The 19,496-nt window shown below is 71.6% G+C and carries 18 protein-coding genes; 1 reads left to right on the forward strand and 17 read right to left on the reverse strand.

The genetic code is table 11. From position 1 onward, the window contains the following. Positions 1-133: 133 nt before the first annotated feature. The 7 genes from ASE20_RS16005 to ASE20_RS16035 form a co-directional block, all read right to left on the reverse strand. Complete coding sequence (locus ASE20_RS16005; RefSeq protein ID WP_056895546.1) at positions 134-1,390, reverse strand: NAD(P)/FAD-dependent oxidoreductase; 1,257 nt, start codon at positions 1,388-1,390, stop codon at positions 134-136. After that, a complete protein-coding gene (locus ASE20_RS16010; RefSeq protein ID WP_225869063.1) occupies positions 1,387-1,575 on the reverse strand; it encodes a ferredoxin in 189 nt (62 codons plus the stop codon). Before ASE20_RS16010 ends, ASE20_RS16005 begins: the two co-directional genes overlap by 4 nt. Before the next feature lie 112 nt (positions 1,576-1,687). Beyond that, positions 1,688-2,989, reverse strand: coding sequence for a phytoene desaturase family protein (locus ASE20_RS16015; protein ID WP_056895548.1), 1,302 nt, complete (start codon positions 2,987-2,989; stop codon positions 1,688-1,690). A gap of 13 nt (positions 2,990-3,002) precedes the next feature. After that, positions 3,003-4,166 carry an acyl-CoA dehydrogenase family protein gene (locus ASE20_RS16020; protein ID WP_056895549.1) on the reverse strand — a complete coding sequence of 388 codons (1,164 nt, stop codon included), beginning with the start codon at positions 4,164-4,166 and terminating at the stop codon, positions 3,003-3,005. Next, positions 4,163-4,849: a DUF4386 family protein gene (locus ASE20_RS16025; protein ID WP_200952830.1), complete on the reverse strand. Its 687-nt coding sequence runs from the start codon at positions 4,847-4,849 to the stop codon at positions 4,163-4,165. Before ASE20_RS16025 ends, ASE20_RS16020 begins: the two co-directional genes overlap by 4 nt. 16 nt (positions 4,850-4,865) lie before the next feature. Then, positions 4,866-6,074 carry an enoyl-CoA hydratase-related protein gene (locus tag ASE20_RS16030; RefSeq protein ID WP_225869064.1) on the reverse strand — a complete coding sequence of 403 codons (1,209 nt, stop codon included), beginning with the start codon at positions 6,072-6,074 and terminating at the stop codon, positions 4,866-4,868. Between the two features lie 67 nt (positions 6,075-6,141). Continuing rightward, complete coding sequence (locus tag ASE20_RS16035) at positions 6,142-6,738, reverse strand: TetR/AcrR family transcriptional regulator (protein WP_056895550.1); 597 nt, start codon at positions 6,736-6,738, stop codon at positions 6,142-6,144. A gap of 102 nt (positions 6,739-6,840) precedes the next feature. On the opposite strand from ASE20_RS16035, the gene ASE20_RS16040 reads away from it, so the two are divergent. Continuing rightward, on the forward strand, positions 6,841-7,995 hold the full coding sequence (locus ASE20_RS16040) for a phosphotransferase (RefSeq protein ID WP_056895551.1): 1,155 nt from the start codon (positions 6,841-6,843) through the stop codon (positions 7,993-7,995). 194 nt (positions 7,996-8,189) lie between these two features. Here the strand turns inward: ASE20_RS16040 and ASE20_RS16045 are convergent, their stop codons facing one another. From ASE20_RS16045 to ASE20_RS16090, 10 genes are read right to left on the reverse strand one after another with little or no spacing between them, the layout of a single operon-like run. Then, on the reverse strand, positions 8,190-9,380 hold the full coding sequence (locus ASE20_RS16045; RefSeq protein ID WP_056895552.1) for an acetyl-CoA acetyltransferase: 1,191 nt from the start codon (positions 9,378-9,380) through the stop codon (positions 8,190-8,192). Continuing rightward, positions 9,380-10,708: an OB-fold domain-containing protein gene (locus ASE20_RS16050; protein WP_056895553.1), complete on the reverse strand. Its 1,329-nt coding sequence runs from the start codon at positions 10,706-10,708 to the stop codon at positions 9,380-9,382. Before ASE20_RS16050 ends, ASE20_RS16045 begins: the two co-directional genes overlap by 1 nt. Further along, positions 10,705-11,925, reverse strand: a complete 1,221-nt coding sequence (locus tag ASE20_RS16055) for an acetyl-CoA C-acetyltransferase (RefSeq protein WP_225869065.1) — start codon at positions 11,923-11,925, stop codon at positions 10,705-10,707. Before ASE20_RS16055 ends, ASE20_RS16050 begins: the two co-directional genes overlap by 4 nt. An 11-nt stretch (positions 11,926-11,936) precedes the next feature. Continuing rightward, on the reverse strand, positions 11,937-13,199 hold the full coding sequence (locus ASE20_RS16060) for an acetyl-CoA hydrolase/transferase family protein (protein ID WP_200952831.1): 1,263 nt from the start codon (positions 13,197-13,199) through the stop codon (positions 11,937-11,939). Further along, positions 13,196-13,471: a hypothetical protein gene (locus ASE20_RS16065; RefSeq protein ID WP_225869066.1), complete on the reverse strand. Its 276-nt coding sequence runs from the start codon at positions 13,469-13,471 to the stop codon at positions 13,196-13,198. Before ASE20_RS16065 ends, ASE20_RS16060 begins: the two co-directional genes overlap by 4 nt. Beyond that, a complete protein-coding gene (locus ASE20_RS16070; protein WP_056895555.1) occupies positions 13,471-14,025 on the reverse strand; it encodes an aromatic-ring-hydroxylating dioxygenase subunit beta in 555 nt (184 codons plus the stop codon). Before ASE20_RS16070 ends, ASE20_RS16065 begins: the two co-directional genes overlap by 1 nt. Continuing rightward, a complete protein-coding gene (locus ASE20_RS16075; RefSeq protein ID WP_056895556.1) occupies positions 14,022-15,311 on the reverse strand; it encodes an aromatic ring-hydroxylating oxygenase subunit alpha in 1,290 nt (429 codons plus the stop codon). The genes ASE20_RS16070 and ASE20_RS16075 overlap by 4 nt, the downstream gene beginning before the upstream one ends. Further along, positions 15,308-17,062 (reverse strand): class I adenylate-forming enzyme family protein, encoded by a 1,755-nt coding sequence (locus tag ASE20_RS16080; RefSeq protein ID WP_056895557.1) that lies wholly within the window; start codon positions 17,060-17,062, stop codon positions 15,308-15,310. The genes ASE20_RS16075 and ASE20_RS16080 overlap by 4 nt, the downstream gene beginning before the upstream one ends. Before the next feature lie 29 nt (positions 17,063-17,091). Then, complete coding sequence (locus ASE20_RS16085; protein ID WP_056895558.1) at positions 17,092-18,702, reverse strand: class I adenylate-forming enzyme family protein; 1,611 nt, start codon at positions 18,700-18,702, stop codon at positions 17,092-17,094. Next, positions 18,702-19,496 carry an enoyl-CoA hydratase/isomerase family protein gene (locus ASE20_RS16090; protein ID WP_056895559.1) on the reverse strand — a complete coding sequence of 265 codons (795 nt, stop codon included), beginning with the start codon at positions 19,494-19,496 and terminating at the stop codon, positions 18,702-18,704. The genes ASE20_RS16085 and ASE20_RS16090 overlap by 1 nt, the downstream gene beginning before the upstream one ends.

A 19,496-nucleotide genomic window follows, 5' to 3' on the forward strand; every position in this document is an offset into this window, starting at 1 on the left:
CGCTCCTTCACCAAGGAAGCCGAACACGCCAGCGGCTCCCAGCAGCACTGACGCAGCGACGGCCGGCGGTCACACGGCCGACGGTGGCGCGCCCCGCCGCGGCGCTCGCGAGGCGCGGGCCGCCCCGGCCGGCTCAGACCGAGGCGGCCAGCTTCTCCTCGTGCGCCCTGCGCCGGGTCTCGGCGAAGGCGAGGGCGTCGTCCCAGGAGCCGCCCTTCATGATCTGCACGCGGTACTTCATGATCTCGGTCTGGCCGTTGACGGTCAGCGCGCCGATCAGGCGGTCTCCGCGGCGGTAGAGGGCGACCCAGCGACCGCCGGAAGCCGGGTCGCCGTCGACCAGCCGGACCTCGTCGGCGTCAGGGGAGCCGACGAACTGGATCCGCACGTCGTACCAGTCGGACCAGAAGTACGGCACGGTGCCGTAGGCCTTGGCGTTGTCAGGGTCGAGAGCGTTGCGGGCCGCGGCAGCGCCCTGCTCGGCGGCCGCGGTCCAGTTCTCCATCCGCTGGCGCTCACCCAGGGTGGGGTTGAACCAGTTGGCGACGTCGCCGGCGGCGTACACGCCCGGGATGCCCGTCCACAGGTTCTCGTCACAGACGATGCCGTTGTCCAGGGTCAGCCCGGAACCGGCGAGCCAGTCGACCGACGGGATCACGCCGATGCCGACCACGACCAGGTCGGCGTCGATCGCCGAGCCGTCGGCGAGCACGACCCGCTCGACCTTGCCGTCGCCCTCGATCGCGGACACCCCGACCCCGCAACGCAGGGTCGTGCCGTTGAGCTCGTGCAGCGAGGCGATCGCGGCACCCATCTCGTGGCCGGTCGCCCGGACCAACGGCGTGGGCAGCGCCTCGACGATGGTGGCCTCGAGGCCGCGCTTGCGCGCGGTCGAGGCGATCTCGGAGCCGATGAACCCGGCACCGATGACGACGGTGCGAGCACCCGCCTCGAGCTTGTCGCGGACGGCCAGCGAGTCGTCCAGGGTCCGCAGCGGGTACACCCCGTCGAGGCCCTCGGTCCCCGGCAGCACCCGGGCGTGGGCGCCGGTCGCGATCACCAGCGCGTCGTAGGCGATCGCATCGTCGCCGACCGTGACCAGACGTGCATCGGTGTCGAGCGCCGTGGCCGGCGCGCCGAGGCGGACGTCGACACCGAGCTCGTCGCGCAGCGTCTCCTCGGTGCGGAACCACGGCACCTCCGGGAGTGCGCCGGACTCGTCCGCCGCACCCAGGAAGGCCTTCGACAGCGGGGGCCGGTCGTAGGGCAGGTGCTCCTCCGCCCCGATCAGGACGATCTCGCCGTCGTACCCGGTCTTGCGGGCGGCCTCGACGGCCCGGAGGCCGGCAAGGGAGGCACCGACCACCACCAGGCGTCGGACCTCGGTCACTGGTCGACGATCTTCAGCGCCTCGGTCGGGCAGCCGTTGACGGCCTCCTCGACCTCCTGCAGCTCGGTGTCGCTGATCTCCGCCTTGAGCAGGAGCAGCTCGCCGTCGTCGTTGACCTCGAAGAAGTCGGGCGCGAGCGACTCACAGATCCCCAGGCCCGTGCACTTGTCGAAATCGACCGTCACACACTTCATCGTCTTCTCCGTTCCGGGTACGTCCTCGTCCCCACAGCATAACTTGACTTATGCTCGTTGGCGAGACCCCATCCATTTTTTTCTTATCGAAATTAGAAACTGGTCATCCGGCGGCCGGCGGGAAGGCCGCGGCGATCTTGCCGGCGACGATCTCTGCCGTCTCGGCGCAGGCAGTGGTGCCGCCGTTCGCGTACTCCTTGACGGCGTCCCCGACGTTCCAGAGGCCGGTGAGCGGGGTGTCGTGCGACATGTCGAAGCCGGCGACGGCGCGCTGCGGCGGCCAGCCGTCGCGGGTGGTCACCCGGCTCAGGATCCGGGCCCGGTCGTCGAAGCCGGGAATGGTCTCGCGCAGGTCCTCGAGCAGCAGGGCGTACTCGGCCTCCTCGTCGAAGTCGCCGACCGCCGGCTTGGGCACACCCGTCCCGGTGTAGAGGTTCCAGCCCTCTGGGGCCATCTCGGGGCAGGTGTCGGTGAAGTTCGCGATGTAGGCCAGGCGGCGGGAGGTCGCGAAGCTCAGCATGCCGGGCGCATCGACCAACCGCTCCTGGCTGGCGAAGTTGTAGGTGATCATCGCGGTCGGTCGGTCGTTGCGCTTGACCTCGTCGAGGTAGTCGGCGTCGAACGCCTGCGAACCGACCAGGGCGACCGTCGCGGCCGGGCCCACGTTGCTGACCACCACAGGGGCCGTGAGGGTCTCGCCGCCGGCGAGCACCACGCCCGCGACGCGGCCGTCCTCGACCAGGATCCGCTCGACCTCGGTCGAGAGCCGGACCTCGCCGCCGTCACGCTCGATGGCGCCGGCGAGTGCCTTCCACACACCGATCGTGCCCTCCGGGTGGAACCCGAAGCGCTTGAACGCGCTCTTGCGCGTGAAGTAGGTCAGGAACACCTTGGCCGGCAGCTCCTCGGAGCCGACCGAGAACACCGAGGCGGCCATGTTGCGGAAGATGCCGTGCACGCCTTCGTTCTTCGTGTACCTCGACACCCACTCCTGGAGGGTCATCTGGTCCTCGGGGAGGGCGGCGTCGTCCTTGCGCGCCGCCCCGATGCCGCCGACCAGCTTCGCGCCCTGCCGGGTGAGCTTCTGCAGCAGGAAGCCCCAACCGCCGCCAGTGACGTCCACGTCCTTGCCCTTGATCCGGTAGAGGATCGGCGGGCTCGGCTCACGGATCTCCCAAGGCAGGTCGAGCTCGCGGAAGGTGCGCTCGGTGAAGGTCCCGCACTCGATGACGATGGCGCCGTCGTTGACCTTGAAGCCGTCCACGTCGGTCGTCGACGCGCGGCCGCCGACCTTGTCGAGGCGCTCGAGGACGAGCGTGCGGTAGCCCTGGTGCTGGAGGCGGGCGGCCGTGAAGAGGCCGGCGGCGCCGGCGCCGATCACGATCGCGTCGAAGTTGTCGGTCATGGGTTCTCCTGGATCAGTAGGACCGCGGCAGGCCGAGGGAGGTCTGCGCGACGAAGTTGAGGACCATCTCCCGGCTGACCGGGGCGGTGCGCATGAGGCGGGTCACGAACCAGAGCTCGGAGAGCCCGTACTCGTGCGCGAGGCCGTTGCCGCCGTGGGTCTGGATGGACTGGTCGAGCGCCTTGAGCGCCGCCTCGGCGCCGACGTACTTGGCGATGTTGGCGGCCTCCGCCGCACCGGCGTCGCCCTCGTCGTACAGGACGGCGGCGTGCTGCGTGGCCAGCCGGGCCATCTCCACGTCGATGTGCGCCGCAGCGAGCGGGTGGGCAACGCCCTGGTGCTGGCCGATCGGGACCGACCAGACCTGGCGCGTCTTGGCGTAGTCGGCGGCCTTCTCGACCGCGTAGCGACCGACGCCGGAGGTGATGGCGCCGACCATGATCCGCTCGGGGTTGAGGGCGGCGAAGACCTGGCGCAGGCCGTTGCCGGCCTCCCCGACGAGCCACTCCGGCTCGACCCGGACGTCGTCGAAGAAGACCGTGAACTGCTTGTCCGGCGAGACGATCGACGTCGGGATCCGCTGGAAGCTCAGGCCCGGGGCGTCGGTCGGCACCAGGAAGATCGAGAGCTTCTTCCTCTCCGGCGTCGACAGCTCCGCGTCGCGGGTGACGACGAGGATCGCGTCGCACTGGTCGATCGCGGAGATGTAGTACTTGGTGCCGCTGATCCGCCAGCCGTCGCCATCGCGTGTCGCCGTGGTGGAGACCTCGTGGCTGTTGGAGCCGGCGTCGGGCTCGGTGAGGCCGAAGGCCACCTTCCGGGTGCCGTCGGCGATGCCGGTCACCCACTCCTGCTTCTGCTCCTCGGAGCCGTGCGCCACCAACAGCGAGCCGATCATGGCCGGCGAGATGACCCACACGAGCATGGGCATGCCGTGCGCCGAGAGCTCCTCGACGACGACCACGGCCTCCTGCATGCCGCCACCGCCGCCGCCGTACTCCTCCGGGAGGTGGACGCCGAGGAGGCCGGCCTGACCGAGCTCGGCCCACAGCTCCGTGACGTCCTCCCCGGCGTGCGAGCGCTCGAGGAAGTACTTCTGGTCGTAGCGGGCGCAGATCTTGGCGACCGTCTCGCGGATGGCGCGGTGCTCGTCGGTGTCACGGATGAGGCCGGTCATGATGCAGCTCCTTCGAGGGACTTGTTGGCCTGCCGGCATGCCCACGACATGACCAGCAGGAAGACGCAATAGGTGGTGAGGGCGAGCCAGAAGACGAAGAGCCCGTTCCAGGCGAAGGGCCCGCTCTTGAAGAAGTAGGCGAGCGGGTCCGGCAGGAACGAGAAGGCGATGAAGAAGTTGAGGTAGGCCACCCAACGCGGCATCAGCGACGCCGGGTCACGCAGGATCGCCACGCCCACCGCGACGTTCTGGACGATGAACGGGGTGATGCCGCAGAAGAGCAGCAGCCACGCCAGGTCGCACAGCAGGACGACCTCGCTGGGGTCGCGGTCGCCCCGGAAGCCCGCCAGGGCGAAGATCAGGTGCGGGAACATGTTGATCAGGACCGTCGTGGTGGCGGCGATGGCCTGGACGACCGCCAGCAACGGGAAGCCCGTCGGCTCCATCCGCCGCAGGTGCAGGGAGATCAACGCCAGCTGGGGGATCATCAGCACCACGCCGACCGAGCCGATCAGGAAGCCGGCCCGGACCCGGGTCGGGTCGTCGAGGAAGAACCGGGCGACCTCCTGCTGGTCCCCCGGCCCGATCGGCACCGGGAGGAACCCGGCGACGAGCCACCCGGCGAGGGTGACGACCACGGCGAGCGGCCCGGTCAGGGCCGCGAGGTCGGCGATCTTCTTCACAGTGTTCTCCTGGTTCTCAGCGGCCGCGGAAGGTCGGGCGCTGCTTGGCGAGGAAGGCATCGAGGGCGTCGGCGGCGTCGGCGGTCTCCGCGCACGCCACGAGCGACTCCACCTCCGCACCGAGCTGGTCGGGCAGGCTGCGGTCCCAGGACTCGCGCAGCAGGGCGCGCATGCGCGAGAAGGCCCGGGTGGGCCCGTGGGCGAGGCGCTGGGCCAGTTCCTCGCCGCGGGCTCGCGCCTCGGCGGCGGGGACGACCTCGGCGACCATGCCCCAGTCCAGTGCCTGCTGCGCGGTGATGGGCTCGTTGAGCAGGTAGGCGCGGGCCGCGCGGGCCGGTCCGATCAGCCGGGGAAGGTGCCAGGTGCCACCCCCGTCACCGCTGAGACCGATCGCCGCGAACGCGGTGACGAACCGCGCGTCGTCGGCGGCCACGACGACGTCGGCGGCGTAGACGAAGCCGAGGCCACCGCCGGCCACCGCACCGTGGGCCACCGCGACGATCGGGACGTCGAGGGTCGCGAGCACCTGGAAGGCCAGGTGGAAGGGCGTGGTCATCTGGCGCAGGGTCGGGCCGAGTCCCTCGGTGGCCGCCGTGCTCGTGAAGTAGGGGATGTCGCCGCCCACGGTCAGGGCCGGGCCGTCGCCGGCGATCAGCAGCGCACGCACCGAGGGGTCCCCGGCCACACGGACGACTGCCGCGAGGAACTCGTCGGCCAGCCGCTGGTCGATCGCGTTGCGCTCCGCCGGCCGGGCGAGGCACAGGGTCGCCAATCCGTCGTCGATCGTGAGGTCGAGGGTCTCGAACGACGCCGGTGGTTCGCCGAGCGCTCCGACGAAGGCCGCCGAGTCGGTCAGCTGGGTGAGCCCGCAGATCCGGCCGTCACGCAACTCCCACTGGTGCACGAACCACGCCTCGAACGCGAGTCCGCTCGCGCGGCCCCTGCCACGGTAGGTCCCCTGCACCTGCAGGCGACCGTCCTGCAGCGTCGTGTACGACGCAGGCTCGGCCCGCACCCGCCAATGGGTCCCGATCGCGAACCAGCCGTCGCGGACCATCGCCGCCGGTCCGGCGTGCTCCCCGCCGATCCCGAACGGGAGCCCGGGGGTCAGGCGGCCGACGAAGTCGTCGGCGAGGAACGCCACGATCGCGTCCCGGTCGCCCGCTGCGAGGGCGTCGTACATGCCCTCGACCAGCGACTGGCGCATCACGTCCACGTCGTTCACATAATTGAATATAGATTAAATGAATCGCTGACGGCAAGACCCGTGACGGATGCCACCGGCCCTCGACTCAGCGACCGGCGGTGACGACGCGCAGCCACACGTGCGCGAGCGCGGCGGCGACCTCGGGGCGCGGCTCCCCGCTTCCCACGATGCTGCGGACGTCTCGCCGCATGGCGTCGAACGTCGCTCCCACGAGCAGCTGCGCCAGCGACTCCACCGACGGACTCCCGGACGCGAGACGCGGGCCGAGGTCCCTGCGCAGCCGGTCCGTGGCCCGCTCGGTCAGGTGCGCCTCCCAGGCGCCCACCAACTGCGCCGCCTCCTCGTCGACGGCGGCAGCGCGAACCATCGCGTCCATCAGCCGCGCATTGGCGCGCCACAGGTCCACGGTGGCCGCGAGTGCCTCGGCCACCCCGGAGGCCGGGTCGTCGCCCGGGTGCTCGTACCAGGCGGCAGCGACGCCGACGTACTCATCGAGGAGGTCCTCGAGCACCGCCGCGACGACGGCACCCTTCGTCGGGAAGTGGAAGTAGAACGCGGGCCGCGTCACCTCGGCCCGGCGCGTGATCTCCGCGATCGAGATCTCTCCGAACGACCGGGTCTCGAGCAGGTGCACGACGACCTCGAGGATCCGTCGTCGGGTCCGCTCGCCCTTGGTGGTCACGACGACTGTCTACCGGAACCGGTCGACCGGACACATAATTGACGCCCGTAAATTCTGTGCTACTTTTTTGAATCCTGATTCGACAACGCACAGGAGGCAGCAGTGCTCCCGACCATCGCCACCGTCCGCGACGCCGCCTTGGGGGTCGCTCCGTGGGTCCCCGGCCACCATCGCCACGGGCTGGACTCGCTCCGGCCGGAGGAGTTCACCAACGCTCTCGCCGGGAACGTCCCCGGCGCCCGGGTCGAGGACCTGCGGGTCGAGATCGACTCCCGCGGCACGACAGACCGGGCCCGGATCCATCTCGCCTGGAACGCCGCCGGGCGCGACGCCGCCCTGCCCGCGACGGCCTTCGCCAAGGGGACCTCCTCGCAGCTCGCGCCCCGCGTCATCGTGTCCACCTTCGGCTGCCACACCTACGAGACGCGCTTCTTCCAGCAGATCCATCCGTCGGTGGCGGACCTGACGATCGCTCCCTACGTCGCCCGGTCCGGCAGCGGCGGCCGCTACGTCCTGGCGTTCGAGGACCTCGCGCTCCGCGACGGTGGAGTCACCTTCTACGACGCGGACGACGACGCCCCGCAGGAGCACGCCGAGGCCGTCGTCGAGCTGCTCGCGACGCTGCACGGACGATTCTGGAGGTCGCCACGCTTCGCCACGGACCTGTCCTGGCTGCAGACCTATGCCGGACGGCCGGGTGGCGGCTTCATGAAGCACTTCTTCACCTGGAGCGAGAAGAAGTTCATGGCCCAGGACCGGGTCGTGCCCGAACCCGTGCGGCGCCTGACGAAGGACTACGTGAGGAACCAGGGCCGCCTCACCCGCGTCTGGGAGGCCATGCCCCAGACGCTGTGCCACGGTGACACGCACCTCGGCAACACCTTCGCGAACGCCGACGGCAGCGCCGGCATCTACGACTGGCAAGTCTTCCACCGGATGAACGGGCTGCGCGACTTCGCGTACTTCCTCATGCACTCGATCCCGACCGAGCTGCGCCGGGCCGAGGAGAAGAGCCTGCTGGAGCGCTACCTCCGGGTCCTCGCCGACAGCGGCGCCGGCTCCGACGTACCGTCGTTCGCCGAGGCGTGGGACACCTACCGCCTGCTGACGGTGGACGGCTGGATCGCGATCGTCTTCACCCTGGCGGCCGGCGGGATGCAGCCCGACGACCGGATGGAGGTCACCGCGGTGCGGGCGATCAACACCCTCGTGGACCTCGACGTCGAACAGGCGGTGCGCTCGGCGATCCGGGGATGACCCCTGGGCGCCCGCGACCTCCGCAGGCCGGTCCCGCACCCCCGTCCGCGACCGGCAGGAGCACGCTTGGACGACGAAACTCACGCTTGGACGAGGAAGCTTCGTCGTCCAAGCGTGAGTTTCGTCGTCCAAGCACGGGAGTTTCACCGGCCGGCCGGTGAAACTCCCACTCTGCCGATCACGCCAGCCGGAGGTCAGCCGCGCTCGCTGCCCACGACCGACACGAACGACACGCACCCACCGGGCCGGCCGCCGAGGTTGTGGGTGAGAGCCAGCCGGGGGTCGGCGAGCTGGCGCTCGCCGGCCTCGCCGCGCAGCTGCAGCCACGCCTCGTAGAGCATCCGCAGCCCCGAGGCGCCGACCGGGTGACCGAAGGACTTCAGCCCGCCGTCGACGTTGACCGGGAGGCGTCCGCCCAGGTCGAACTCCCCCGCGAGCACGTCCTTCCACGCCTGGCCGCGCGCGGTGAACCCGAGGTCCTCCATCAGCACGATCTCGGTCGGCGTGAAGCAGTCGTGGACCTCGGCGAGCGAGATCTCGGCACGGGGGTCGGTGATCCCGGCCTGGGCGTAGGCGTCCGTGGCCGAGTGGACGACCTCCGGGAAGGTCGTGAAGTCGTACGACGGGTCGAGGCCACCGCGCATCGGGCCGGCCGCGAGGGACAGCGCCTTCACGAAGATCGGTCGGTCGGTGTAGTCGTAGGCCTGCTCGGCCGGCACGACCAGCGCCGCGGCCGCGCCGTCGGAGACGCCGGAGCAGTCGAAGATGCCGAGCCGGCCCGCCACCTTCGGCGCACCCTCGATGGTCTCCCGGGACACCTCCTTGCGGAACTGCGCCTTGACGTTGCGCGCCCCGTTGACGTGGTTCTTCCACGCGACATGGGTCATCGCCTCGCGCATCGCGGCGGGATCGACGCCGTACTTCGCCGTGTACGCCGGGTCGAGCAGCGAGAACGCCGCCGGCGCTGTCAGGGACAGCTCCGCGGCGGTGCCGTCGGAGGGCGGGTCGGCGCGCAGGAGGCCCGAGAACCCAGAGTCCTTGAGCTTCTCGACGCCCACGGCCATCACCCGGTCGTAGGCGCCCGATGCCACGGCGTAGCAGGCGTTGCGGAAGGACTCCGACCCGGTCGCGCAGTAGTTCTCGACACGGGTGACCGGCTTGTGGTCGATGCCGAGCGGGCGGCTCAGGGTCAGGCCCGACTGGCCGGAGCCCAGCGTGCCGAGCCAGTAGGCGTCGACGTCGTCGCGCTCCACGCCAGCCGAGCCGAGCGCCTCGCCGACCGCCTCGAGCAGCAGGTCGTCGGTCGACGACTCCCAGCGCTCGCCGAACCGGGTGCAGCCCATGCCGACGATCGCGACGGCGTCCTTGATCCCCTTGCTGGCCATCAGCGCACCCGCGCCTTCCAGAAGTAGTTGTGCACGTTGCCCGCGGTGAACAGGCGGCGGAACACCAGGCCCACCTCGGTGCCGACGTCGATGAGGCCCGGGTCGGCGTCCGCCACCTCGAGCGTGGTCCGTCCGCCGCCCTCGAAGTCGACGACCACGTCGACCACGGGCGGGGACGGCGAGAACGCCAGGCGGTCGATCGTGAAGGTCGCCACCTTGCCGGTCAGGTCGGCGACGGACTCCGGCTCCATGGCATCCACCGCCGAGCAGGAGCGGCAGACGCGCAGCGGCGGCAGGTGGAGGAAGCCGCAGGCGGTGCAGCGCGAGCCCGTGAAACCGAACTTCCACTCCCCCGCCCGGTACGACGGCGGTCCGGCGGGCCGGTCGGGCTCGGGCCGGCGCGGCAGCTCCCGCTCGAGGAGCCCGCGCCAGGACAGGTAGGTCGGGTAGCGGACCTCGCGCCCGGTCTCCAGCTGGGCGGCGACCGAGCGGGCCGCCCGGTGCGACGGGAGCAGCGGGGTGGTGCGCAGCAGCAGGCCGTCGCAGCCGTCGACGGCCGACAACACGAGGATCGTCTCGTCGGGGCCGGCGGTGTCGAGCACCGCGGCCAGGCCGAGCAGCGGATCAGCGGCGCCGGAGAAGCCGATCGGTGACCCGCTCGAAGAGAGCGCGCCCTTGACCAGCGCACCCGCACGCTTGGTGATCCCGGCGTTCCCGCTCGTCACCACGACGTGGTCGGCCTCGGCCAGTCCGGCGTCGTCGAGCAGGCGGGCCGCGACGGAGCGCACCAAGCCGGCGTACTGCTCGAACCCGAAGCGCTCCTCCCACTGCTCGCCGGTCGTGCGCTGCGGATCCCGCCAGCGGTCCAGCAGCTCCAGCGTGTCGCCGGCAGAGCCCAGCACCTCCGCGATCGCCGGTCCCTCGCCCAGGAGCAGCGCGGCCGCGCCGTCACCGCCGCCCTTCTCGTCGAGTGATCCCGGCTTGCCGACGCGGACGTCGGCAGCGACCACGAGGCCGCCGGTGGCAAGGGCCGCGCGGAGCGCGGCGAAGGTCGACCGGGCGGATCCGACGAGGTCGGCAGCCGGGACCGAGGACGGCAGCCGCAGGGCGGCGTGCACGGCGGCGGCATTCGTCTTGTCGAGGTACGGCGGCGTGGTGCTCGCCCACCACAGCGAGCCGGGGGCGGGCAGGCCGCGCGCGGCCTCGACCGCCATGGTGGTGGCGTCCTCGTCGAAGGAGGCGACCACCCGCCGGCCGCGCACACCGCTGTCCGCCCCGAGCCGGTACGACGGCAGGTAGGCGCCGTAGGCCAGCACTCCGATGGTCATGAGGACACTCCCCGGAACAGGGCGGCGATCCCCTGGCCGCCGCCGATGCACATGGTCTCCAGCGCCAGGCCACCCTTGCGGCGGTCCAGCTCGTGGAGCATGGTCGTCAGGATCCGCACGCCGGTGGCGCCGATCGGGTGCCCGAGGGAGATGCCGGAGCCGTTGACGTTGAGCCGGTCCTCGACCTCGTCGAGCTTCACGCCCCAGCCCTGCAGCACCGCGAGCACCTGCACGGCGAAGGCCTCGTTGACCTCGATCAGGTCGAGGTCGTCGAAGCCGACGCCGGTGCGGGCGAAGAGGCGCTGGACGGCGGAGACGGGGCCGATGCCCATGATCGACGGGTCGACGCCGGCCGCGGCCCAGCCCTCGAACCAGGCGATCGGCTCGAGGCCGAGCTCGTCGAGGCGGTCCTCGGCCACGACCAGGCAGGCGGCCGCGGCGTCGTTCTGCTGGGCGGCGTTGCCGGCGGTGACGGTGCCACCCGGCGTGATCGTGCGCAGCCGGCCCAGGGTCTCCATCGACGACTCGGGCCGCACGCCCTCGTCCCGGTCGAACACGAGGGCGTCGCCGCGGCGTTGCGGGACGGACACCGCGACCACCTCGTCGACGAACACGCCGGACTCCCAGGCGGCGGCCGCGCGCTGGTGGCTGCGCACCGAGAAGGCGTCCGCCTCCTCACGACCGATGCCGAACTGCGTGGCGAGGTTCTCGGCGGTCTCGATCATCCCGCTGATCCGGCCGAAGCGCTCCTCTGGCTGGGAGCGCTCGCGACCACGGTCGAGGCGGTCGTAGAGCGTCTGGTTGCCCGATCGGGAGCCCCAACGGGCGGTGGTCGTGTAGTGCTCGATGTTGCTCATCGACTCGACACCGCCGGCGACGACCACGTCGGCCGCGCCGGTCTGCACGGTCATCGCCGCGGTGATGACCGCCTGCAGGCCGCCCCCGCAGCGGCGGTCGGTCTGGAACCCGGGCACCTCGATCGGCATGCCGGCCGCGAGCGCGGCCCACCGGCCGATGCACGGGGCCTCGGAGTTCGCGTAGGACTGGGCGAAGGCGACGTCCTCGATCACGGCGGGGTCCACGCCGGTCCGTGCGACCAGCGCCTTGATCACCTCGGCCGCGAGCTGCTCGGCGGGGAGCGGTCGGAGGGCTCCCCCGAACCCCCCGACCGCGGTCCGCACGGGCCCGACGATGGCGACACGCCTCAGGCTGGTCATCGGAAGTCTCCTCACACCGACGCCAGCACGCGGTCCGCGTGGGCGTCGAGCTCTGCTCGATGGGCCGGGTCGGCGACGGCGATCATCCGCTCGACCCGCTGGTTCAAGGTGGCGCCGCGCAGGTCCGCGACGCCGTGCTCGGTGACGACGACGATCCCCTCGCTGCGGGGCGTCGAGACCGGACCGGACAGGCGGCTGACGATCCGCTGGACCGGGCCGCTGCGGCTGCGCGCGGTCGAGGGCAGTGCCACGATCGGTACCCCGCCGGGCGAGCTCGCCGCGCCGCGCAGGAAGTCGACGGCGCCGCCGACCGCGCCGACGTACCGGCCCCCGGCGAGCTCGCTGTTGACCTGGCCGGTCAGGTCGACCTCGATGGCGGCGTTCACCGCCACCAGCCGGTACGACGCCGCGAGCACCGCCGGGTCGTGGGTGTAGCCCGTGGACCGCAGCTCCACGGCCGGGTTGCGGTGAGCCCAACCGAACAGCTCGGTCGTGCCCCCGAAGAGCCCCCCGATCGCGACGCCGCGGTCGAGGGTCTTGCGCGCACCGGTGGCGACACCCGCCTCGACGAGGCGCATCGCGGTGTCGTTGATGATCCCGGAGTGGATCCCGAGGTCACGGTGACCGAAGAGCTCGGCGAGCACCGCCTCCGGCAGGGCGCCGATGCCGAACTGAAGGGTGGCGCCGTCCGGCACGAGCGCGGCGACCCGGCGGGCCACGGCACGCGCGTCGTCACCGACCGCGGGGGTAGGCAGCTGGCCGGGCGGGCGGGAGACCTCGATGGCCGCCGTGAACCGGTCGGCCGTCAGCGTGCGCGCGCCGAGGGTGAAGGGCACCTGGTCGTTGATCTCGGCGATCACGACCCGTGCACTGTCGAGGGCGGCGGAGAAGTAGTCGTCGCCGAGGCCGAGGCTGTGCCGCCCCTGCTCGTCGGGCGGGGAGACCTGCACGAGCACGACGTCGGCGTGCAGGTCGCCGCCGTGGGCCAGCAGTCCGGGAAGCGTCGAGTAGTGCACCGGCCAGATCTCCAGACGGCCTGCTGCGTGCAGCGCTGCGTTGGTGCCGGCGCCGCAGTAGGAGTGCACGACCAGCGAGTCCGGCACCGTGGCCGCCGTCAGCGCGCTCTCTGCGGGGATGCCCACGAAGCAGCGCAGGTCGCCGATCGCGTCGGCCTGCCGGACCAGCTCCTCCACGAGCGTGGTCGGCTCGGCGCACGTCTGGCCCCAGGTGACCGTGTCACCGGGCCGGACGTGCTGCGCGAGGTCGATCCTCACCCGCGCCACCGCTCGTGGGACGGGTCGAGGAGCTGGGTCAGGTGGCCCTCGCCGAGCCAGACGATCGACTCGAGCTCGAGCGCGTCGAGGTGACGCACCCGGCCGGTGCGCAGGTCCTCGACCCGCAGCCGCACCGAGTTGCCCTCGCGGTCCAGTCGGACCGCGATCGAGGCGAACTCGCTCTCGACCACCCGCCCCTGGGGCACGACGACGTCGTCGGCGCCCTCCTCGAGCCCGACCTCGTGGTGCGGTCCCTCCTCGTGGCGGGTCATCAGATCAGGAAGCCGAGGGTCGGGACGGCCCGCTCGTTGTCGGCGAGCACGACCTTCTTGTAGACGAGGCGGATCGCGCCGTCGACCTTCCGCAGCCGGTACGTCGTACGGCCGCCCCAGATCGTGTTGCCCCGCTCCCGGGACTCGAAGGCGATGAAGTTGGCGCCGATCTCGAGGTCCACGGAGCCGGCCGCGTTCGCACGTCCGCCGAGGAGCTCGACGTTGCCGATGATGCGGCGCAGGTTGGACGGCGGCGCCTGCGCGTAGCGCTTGCCGGTCCTGACCTGCTTCATCCGCGTCGAGATCCGGCTGCGGTTGTCGAAGATGATCGAGACCTTGGCGCGCGGGTGGTCACCCTCGCCGTCGACCGGCACCCAGTAGAGCGCGTCGTCGGTCCACAGGGCCTCCCAGCCGTCGTAGTCGTTCTCGTCGGCCAGCCGGGCCTCCTTGTAGAGGAACTGCTCGACCTCCCGCACCTCCCACCCGTGCGGGACGTCGACCAGCTCTCCGGCGGTGTCGGGGCGGGGCGGCAGCTCCGTCAGGTCCAGCGTCATCGGTCCTCAGCCTCCATCAGCGACTTGTAGTGGTTCCAGAACCCGCGCATGCCGGTCTCGTCGGTCGCGGCGCCGATCGTGAAGCCGTCGGCGTCGACGCTCTCGCGGACCAGGCCGCGGCGCACGTCGAGCCACTCCGGGTCGGCCATGGCGACCCCGCGCTGGTTGCGCTCGTACATCTCGGTGTCGTCGGCCAGCAGCATGCCGGCCGGGCCGACGGACCCGATCGACTGGGAGACCATGCGCTGGTTGAGCTCGTGACCGCCGTCGATCTGCACCGCGGTGGAGTACTGCACGCACTCGCCCACGCCGACGGGCTGGATGTTGAAGACCTGGATCTCGGCGATGAAGAGGTTCGGGAAGATCATCACGTGGGGCGCGCCCTCGATCATCCGCCGGTTCGCCTCGTCCTCCCCGAAGGCGTCCTTCATCGCCTGCACGTACGACGGCACCCGGTCAGGCGTCGTACCGAACCACCGCATCGGCTCCGCGAACTCGCGGAACTCCGGGCGCAGGTCGTTCTCGCTGTGCCCGTCGCCCAGGTTGCGGGTCACCGCGGTCGAGTTGTCGCTGTAGAGCGCACCGATCGGGCTGCCGGTCACACCGAAGATCGAGCCGTGCACGAACTGCGGGTGGTACCCGTCGGTCTCGTTCTCGGCGAGGAACTTCCAGTTGGCCCTGGTCCGGTGCCGCAGCCAGCCGGCGTCGAGCGCGACCCTGCCCTCGGGGGACAGCCCGACCAGACGGTCGATCTCGCCCTTCGCCGCACCGAGGTGCTCGTCGAGCGAGGGACCGTCCTCGGCGAGGCTGCCGAACACGAAGCCCTGGTAGGAGTCGACGCGCGCGACCTTGCCCATGCCCAGCGGCAGCTGGTTCTTGCCGCCGTAGCCCTTGTTGTAGGGGTAGCCCAGCAGCTCGCCGGTGTTGCGGTAGGTCCAGCCGTGGTACGGGCACCGGAAGGAGCTCGAGTTGCCGGCCTGGTCGTCGCAGACCTGCAGGCCGCGGTGGGCGCACCGGTTGATCAGCAGGTGCACCTCACCGTCCTTGTCGCGCGTCATCACGACGTCCTGGTCGGCGAGCTGCTTGCGCACGTAGTCGTTGGGCTGCGGGACCTCGCTCTCGTGACCGACGAAGACCCACGTCCGGTGCCAGATCTTGCGCAGCTCCTCGGCGTAGATCGACGGGTCGGTGTAGAGCGTGCCGTGCACGCGGGCGGGCTGGATCAGGCGGTCGTAGCGACTGCCGCCCTCCTCGACCTCGGACGCGGACGGGACCACTGCGGTCATGACGGTTCTCCTTGCTGGGAGGGCTGGGTGAGCAGCTCGACGAGCCGGAACTTCTGGACCTTGCCGGTCGCGGTGGCGGGCAGCTGGGCGGCGTCGAGGAACTCGACCCGCTTGGGGACCTTGAAGCGTGCGAGGTGCTCCTTGGCGTGGGCGATCACGTCGTCGGCGGTGAGGGCATCGCCCTCGGAACCGGGCGCGCGGACGACGACGGCGCAGCCGATCTCGCCCCAGCGCTCGTCGACCACGCCCACGGCGTACACCTGGCTGATGCCGGGGTGGGCGCCGAGGACCTCCTCGACCTCCTTGGGCATCACCAGCTCACCGCCGGACTTGTAGACCTCCTTGCTGCGGCCGGTGAGGACGAGGTAGCCGTCCTCCCGCACCCGGCCGAGGTCGCCCGAGTGCAGCCAGACCGTGCCGTCGGCATCGAGGTGCAGGGCTGCGGCGGTCTCCTCGGGCTTGGCGAAGTAGCCGAGCATCGTGGTCGGGCCGGAGGACGTGAGCTCACCGACAGCTCCCTCCGGCAGCACCTCACCGGACACGGGGTCGACGGTGCGGTAGACGCAGAGCGTGCCGTGCCCCTCGACGCCGGCGGCGCCGGCGAGCTTGGGCCGGCCGACCGTCGTGGAAGTCAGGACGAGGTCGTCCTCGGGGAGCGTGAGCGTCATCGCTCCCCCGCACTCGGTCATGCCGTAGCCGGTGACGATCTCGCTGACGCCGAAGTCCTGCTCGACCTGCTCCCACAGCCAGACCGGCGCCGGCGCGGAGCCGCACAGGATCGCGGTCAGGCTGGAGAGGTCCGTCTCCTGGCGCAGCGGGCTCTCGACGAGGGCGACCGCCATCGTCGGGACGCACAGCATGTCGGTGGCACGGTGCTTCTCGATCGCGGTGAGGTAGGCCTCGGCGCTGAACGAGGGCAGCATGATGACGGCGCCGCCGACGTAGGTCGCGGAGAGCAGCCCCTCGACGTAGCCGAACATGTGGTAGCACGGCAGGGAGAAGAGGATCCGCCGCCCGTCCTCGTAGGCGCGGGTCAGGGCCGAGGCGTACGCCGTGCGGAGCACCGCGTCGTGGGTCACCTGGACGCCCTTGGGCGAGCCGGTGCTGCCCGAGGTGTAGAGCAGGTCGGAGACGTCGTCGGGCGTGTGCCCGGCGCCGGCCGCCGCGCCCGGGTGACGGTTCCCCAGGTCCGCGAGGGCCGCACCGGTGAACGCGCCGGGGCGCGGTGCGTCGCCGTCGCGCCCGACGAGCACGACGTGGCGCAGGCCGTCCGGCGCGCCGTCGCCGGAGGGTGCCCGGTCGGCGAAGCCGGGCGTGTCCCAGCCCGGCACGATCTCGTCGAGCATGGCGGCGTGGTCGAGGGCCTGGAACCCCTGGTTGGTGATCAGCACCTTGCAGTCGGACTGTGCCAGCACGTAGCGCAGCTCGTCGGTGCGGTAGAGGAAGTTGAACGGGATCGCGACGGCACCGGCACGCGCGATGGCGAACTTCAGCGTGACGAACTCGGCGTGGTTGGCCATGAGCAGGCCGACCCGGTCACCGCGCTGGACGCCGAGCGCCGCGAGGCCGTCGGCCAGGCGGCGCGACTCCTCCGCCACCTCGGCGTAGGTGAGGACACGCTCGTCGGTGACGACGAGGTCGCGCTCGGGGTGGCGGTCGGCACACAGGTCGAGCCACGCGTCGAGGGTGCGCGGGATCCACGTGCTGAAGCGCTCCAGCAGTGCGTCGCGTCGTTCGGCGATGGTGCTCATCGACCCTCCTTCTTTTAATACAGATTAGATTAAATGGTCAGCTCGCGCAACGCCGGCGTCCCGACGAGGGCGGCCAGGCGGAACTTCTGGACCTTGCCGGTGGGCGTGACCGGGAGCTCACCCGCGACGAACCACCGGGTCGGGACCTTGTACGGCGACAGCCGCTCGCGGCAGTGCGCGACGAGCTCGGCCTCCGTCACGTCCTCGCGCAGGTGCACCGCAGCGGCGACGACCTCCCCCATCCGGTCGTCGGGCAGGCCGAAGACGGTCGCGCCGACGACGGCCGGGTGCTCGGCCAGGCAGGTCTCGACGCCCGCGGGGGCGATGTTCTCCCCGCCGCGGATGATGATGTCCTTCAGCCGCCCGGTCAGCGTGAGGTAACCGCGCTCGTCCATGCTGCCGAGGTCGCCCATGTGCACGAAGCCGTCGGCGTCCACCGTGGCCGCGGTCGCGGCCGGGTCGTGGAGGTACTCGACCATCTGCTGGTAACCGCGGGCGCAGATCTCCCCGGCCACGCCGATCGGGACCACCTCACCGCTGGCGGGATCGACGACCTTCACGTCGACGTGCGGCAGCGGGTGCCCCACCGTCCGCAGCTTGTCCTCGCGCGTGTCGCCCGGTCGGGTCGCCGTGAGCACCGGCGCGAGCTCGGTCTGACCGAACAGGTTCGTCACCGCGGCCCCGAACACCTGCTCGGTGGCCTCGATCATCGTCGCGGGCAGGTTCGACGCGCCGCCGAGCGCGACCGCCAGGCGCGGCGGGGGCTGGTCCAAGGCCCGCTGGGCCTCGAGGAGCGCACCGAGGACGGCCGGCACGAAGAAGAGCACCTCGACCTGCTCGCGCCGCATCGTCTCCAGCACCGGGAGCGCGGCGAACTGCTCGACCAGCACCTCGGTGCCACCGAGCCACAGCGGGCCGAGCGTCCCGATCACGCAGGCGGCCGTGTGGAACATCGGCAGTGGGTTGATGGTCACCGCACCGGCGGGCACGTCGACGTACTCCACCGTCAGGCGCGCCACGTTGACCAACGAGCGGTGACGGAGCAGGACGCCCTTGGGGTTGCCCGTCGTACCGGACGTGTACTGCAGCATCACCGGCAGGTCAGGGTCGGTCGGTGCCGACCCGACCACGACCGGGTCGGCCTCCTGCGCCTGCCAGGTCGCGCGGTCGGCCAGGCTGACCACCCGCAGGTGGGGGCGTCCTGCGGCAGCCGCCTGCGCGACGGCGGCCATGTCGTGGTCGCGGCTGCGGTCGGCGTGCAGGAGCACGCTCGCCCGCGAGTGGTCGAGCGCGTACTCCAGCTCGGCGAGCCGGAGCACCGGGTTCAGGGCGACGAGCACGACACCCGCCAGGGCGGCACCGTGCTGGAGCACCACCCACTCCACGACGTTCGGCGCCCACAGCGCGACGTGGTCGCCGGGTCGGGCCAGGCGGCGCAGGGCCGTCGCGACCCGAGCCGCCTCGTCGTGGAGCTCGGCGTAGGTCAGCCGCACCTCGGCCCCGTCGCCGTGCCGGGTGCCGACGAGAGCCAGGCGGTCGGGGTGCTCGGCCGCCCGTTGAGCCAACAGCGCGGGGACGGTCAGCTCGACGAGTCCGGGCGAGTTGTCGGCCGGCAGGTACGACGTCGTGAGGACGGGCATCAGCTCTCCTGGGTGGTCGTCGCTCCGAAGACAGGGCGACGCTTCTCGGCGAAGGCGGACACGCCCTCGGCGAAGTCGTCGCTGTCCCAGAGCATCGTCTGGTTGCGGACCTCGAGGTCGAGCACGGCGAGCGGATGACGCGGCTCGCCGGACAGCATCTGCTTGATCACGCCGAGGGCGAGCGGCGGGCCGGCAGCGAGCCGGGCAGCGTCCTCCAGAGCGGCCGCGAGGGCCTCCCCCGCCCCGGTCACGCGGTCGACCAGTCCGACAGCCCCCGCCTCGTCGCCCCCGACCTTGGTGCCCAGCATCAGCATCTGCCGGGCGCGGGCGGCGCCGACACGGGTCGGCAGCGAGGAGAAGATCCCCATGTCACCGGCGAGCCCCACGCTGGTGAACGTCGTGGCGAAGGTCGCGTCGGCCGCCGCGACCACCCGGTCGCAGGCGAGGGCCAGGGCCGTGCCGGCGCCGTACGCCGGTCCTTCGACCGCCGCCACGACGGGCTTCGGCGTGTGCCAGATCGCCCGGACGACGCGCTGTGCGGCCTGCGCGCGCGCCGTGGTCTCGTGGCGCGGCGCGCGCTGCATCGTGGCGATGTCACCTCCGGAGCAGAACGCGCCATCGGCGCCGGTGAGCACGATCGCCCGCACCCCCGGGTCCGCGTCCGCGGCCTCGATCGCGTCCGCGAGCGCGTGGCGCAGCGCGAGGTTGATCGCGTTCTTCACCTCCGGCCGGTTGAGCGTGACGATGCGGACCGCTCCGCGGTCCTCGACCAGGACGGTCGCCTCGTCGCCCAC

Source organism: Nocardioides sp. Root240 (genome assembly GCF_001428825.1).
Taxonomy (GTDB): domain Bacteria; phylum Actinomycetota; class Actinomycetes; order Propionibacteriales; family Nocardioidaceae; genus Nocardioides.

Bases quoted from the DNA above. Each gene is read 5' to 3' on its own strand.
- ASE20_RS16015 (WP_056895548.1), bottom strand. From the start codon at position 2,989: ATGACCGACAACTTCGACGCGATCGTGATCGGCGCCGGCGCCGCCGGC.
- ASE20_RS16020 (WP_056895549.1), bottom strand. From the start codon at position 4,166: ATGACCGGCCTCATCCGTGACACCGACGAGCACCGCGCCATCCGCGAG.
- ASE20_RS16045 (WP_056895552.1), bottom strand. From the start codon at position 9,380: ATGGCCAGCAAGGGGATCAAGGACGCCGTCGCGATCGTCGGCATGGGC.
- ASE20_RS16050 (WP_056895553.1), bottom strand. From the start codon at position 10,708: ATGACCATCGGAGTGCTGGCCTACGGCGCCTACCTGCCGTCGTACCGG.
- ASE20_RS16055 (WP_225869065.1), bottom strand. From the start codon at position 11,925: ATGACCAGCCTGAGGCGTGTCGCCATCGTCGGGCCCGTGCGGACCGCG.
- ASE20_RS16065 (WP_225869066.1), bottom strand. From the start codon at position 13,471: ATGACCCGCCACGAGGAGGGACCGCACCACGAGGTCGGGCTCGAGGAG.
- ASE20_RS16070 (WP_056895555.1), bottom strand. From the start codon at position 14,025: ATGACGCTGGACCTGACGGAGCTGCCGCCCCGCCCCGACACCGCCGGA.
- ASE20_RS16075 (WP_056895556.1), bottom strand. From the start codon at position 15,311: ATGACCGCAGTGGTCCCGTCCGCGTCCGAGGTCGAGGAGGGCGGCAGT.
- ASE20_RS16080 (WP_056895557.1), bottom strand. From the start codon at position 17,062: ATGAGCACCATCGCCGAACGACGCGACGCACTGCTGGAGCGCTTCAGC.
- ASE20_RS16085 (WP_056895558.1), bottom strand. From the start codon at position 18,702: ATGCCCGTCCTCACGACGTCGTACCTGCCGGCCGACAACTCGCCCGGA.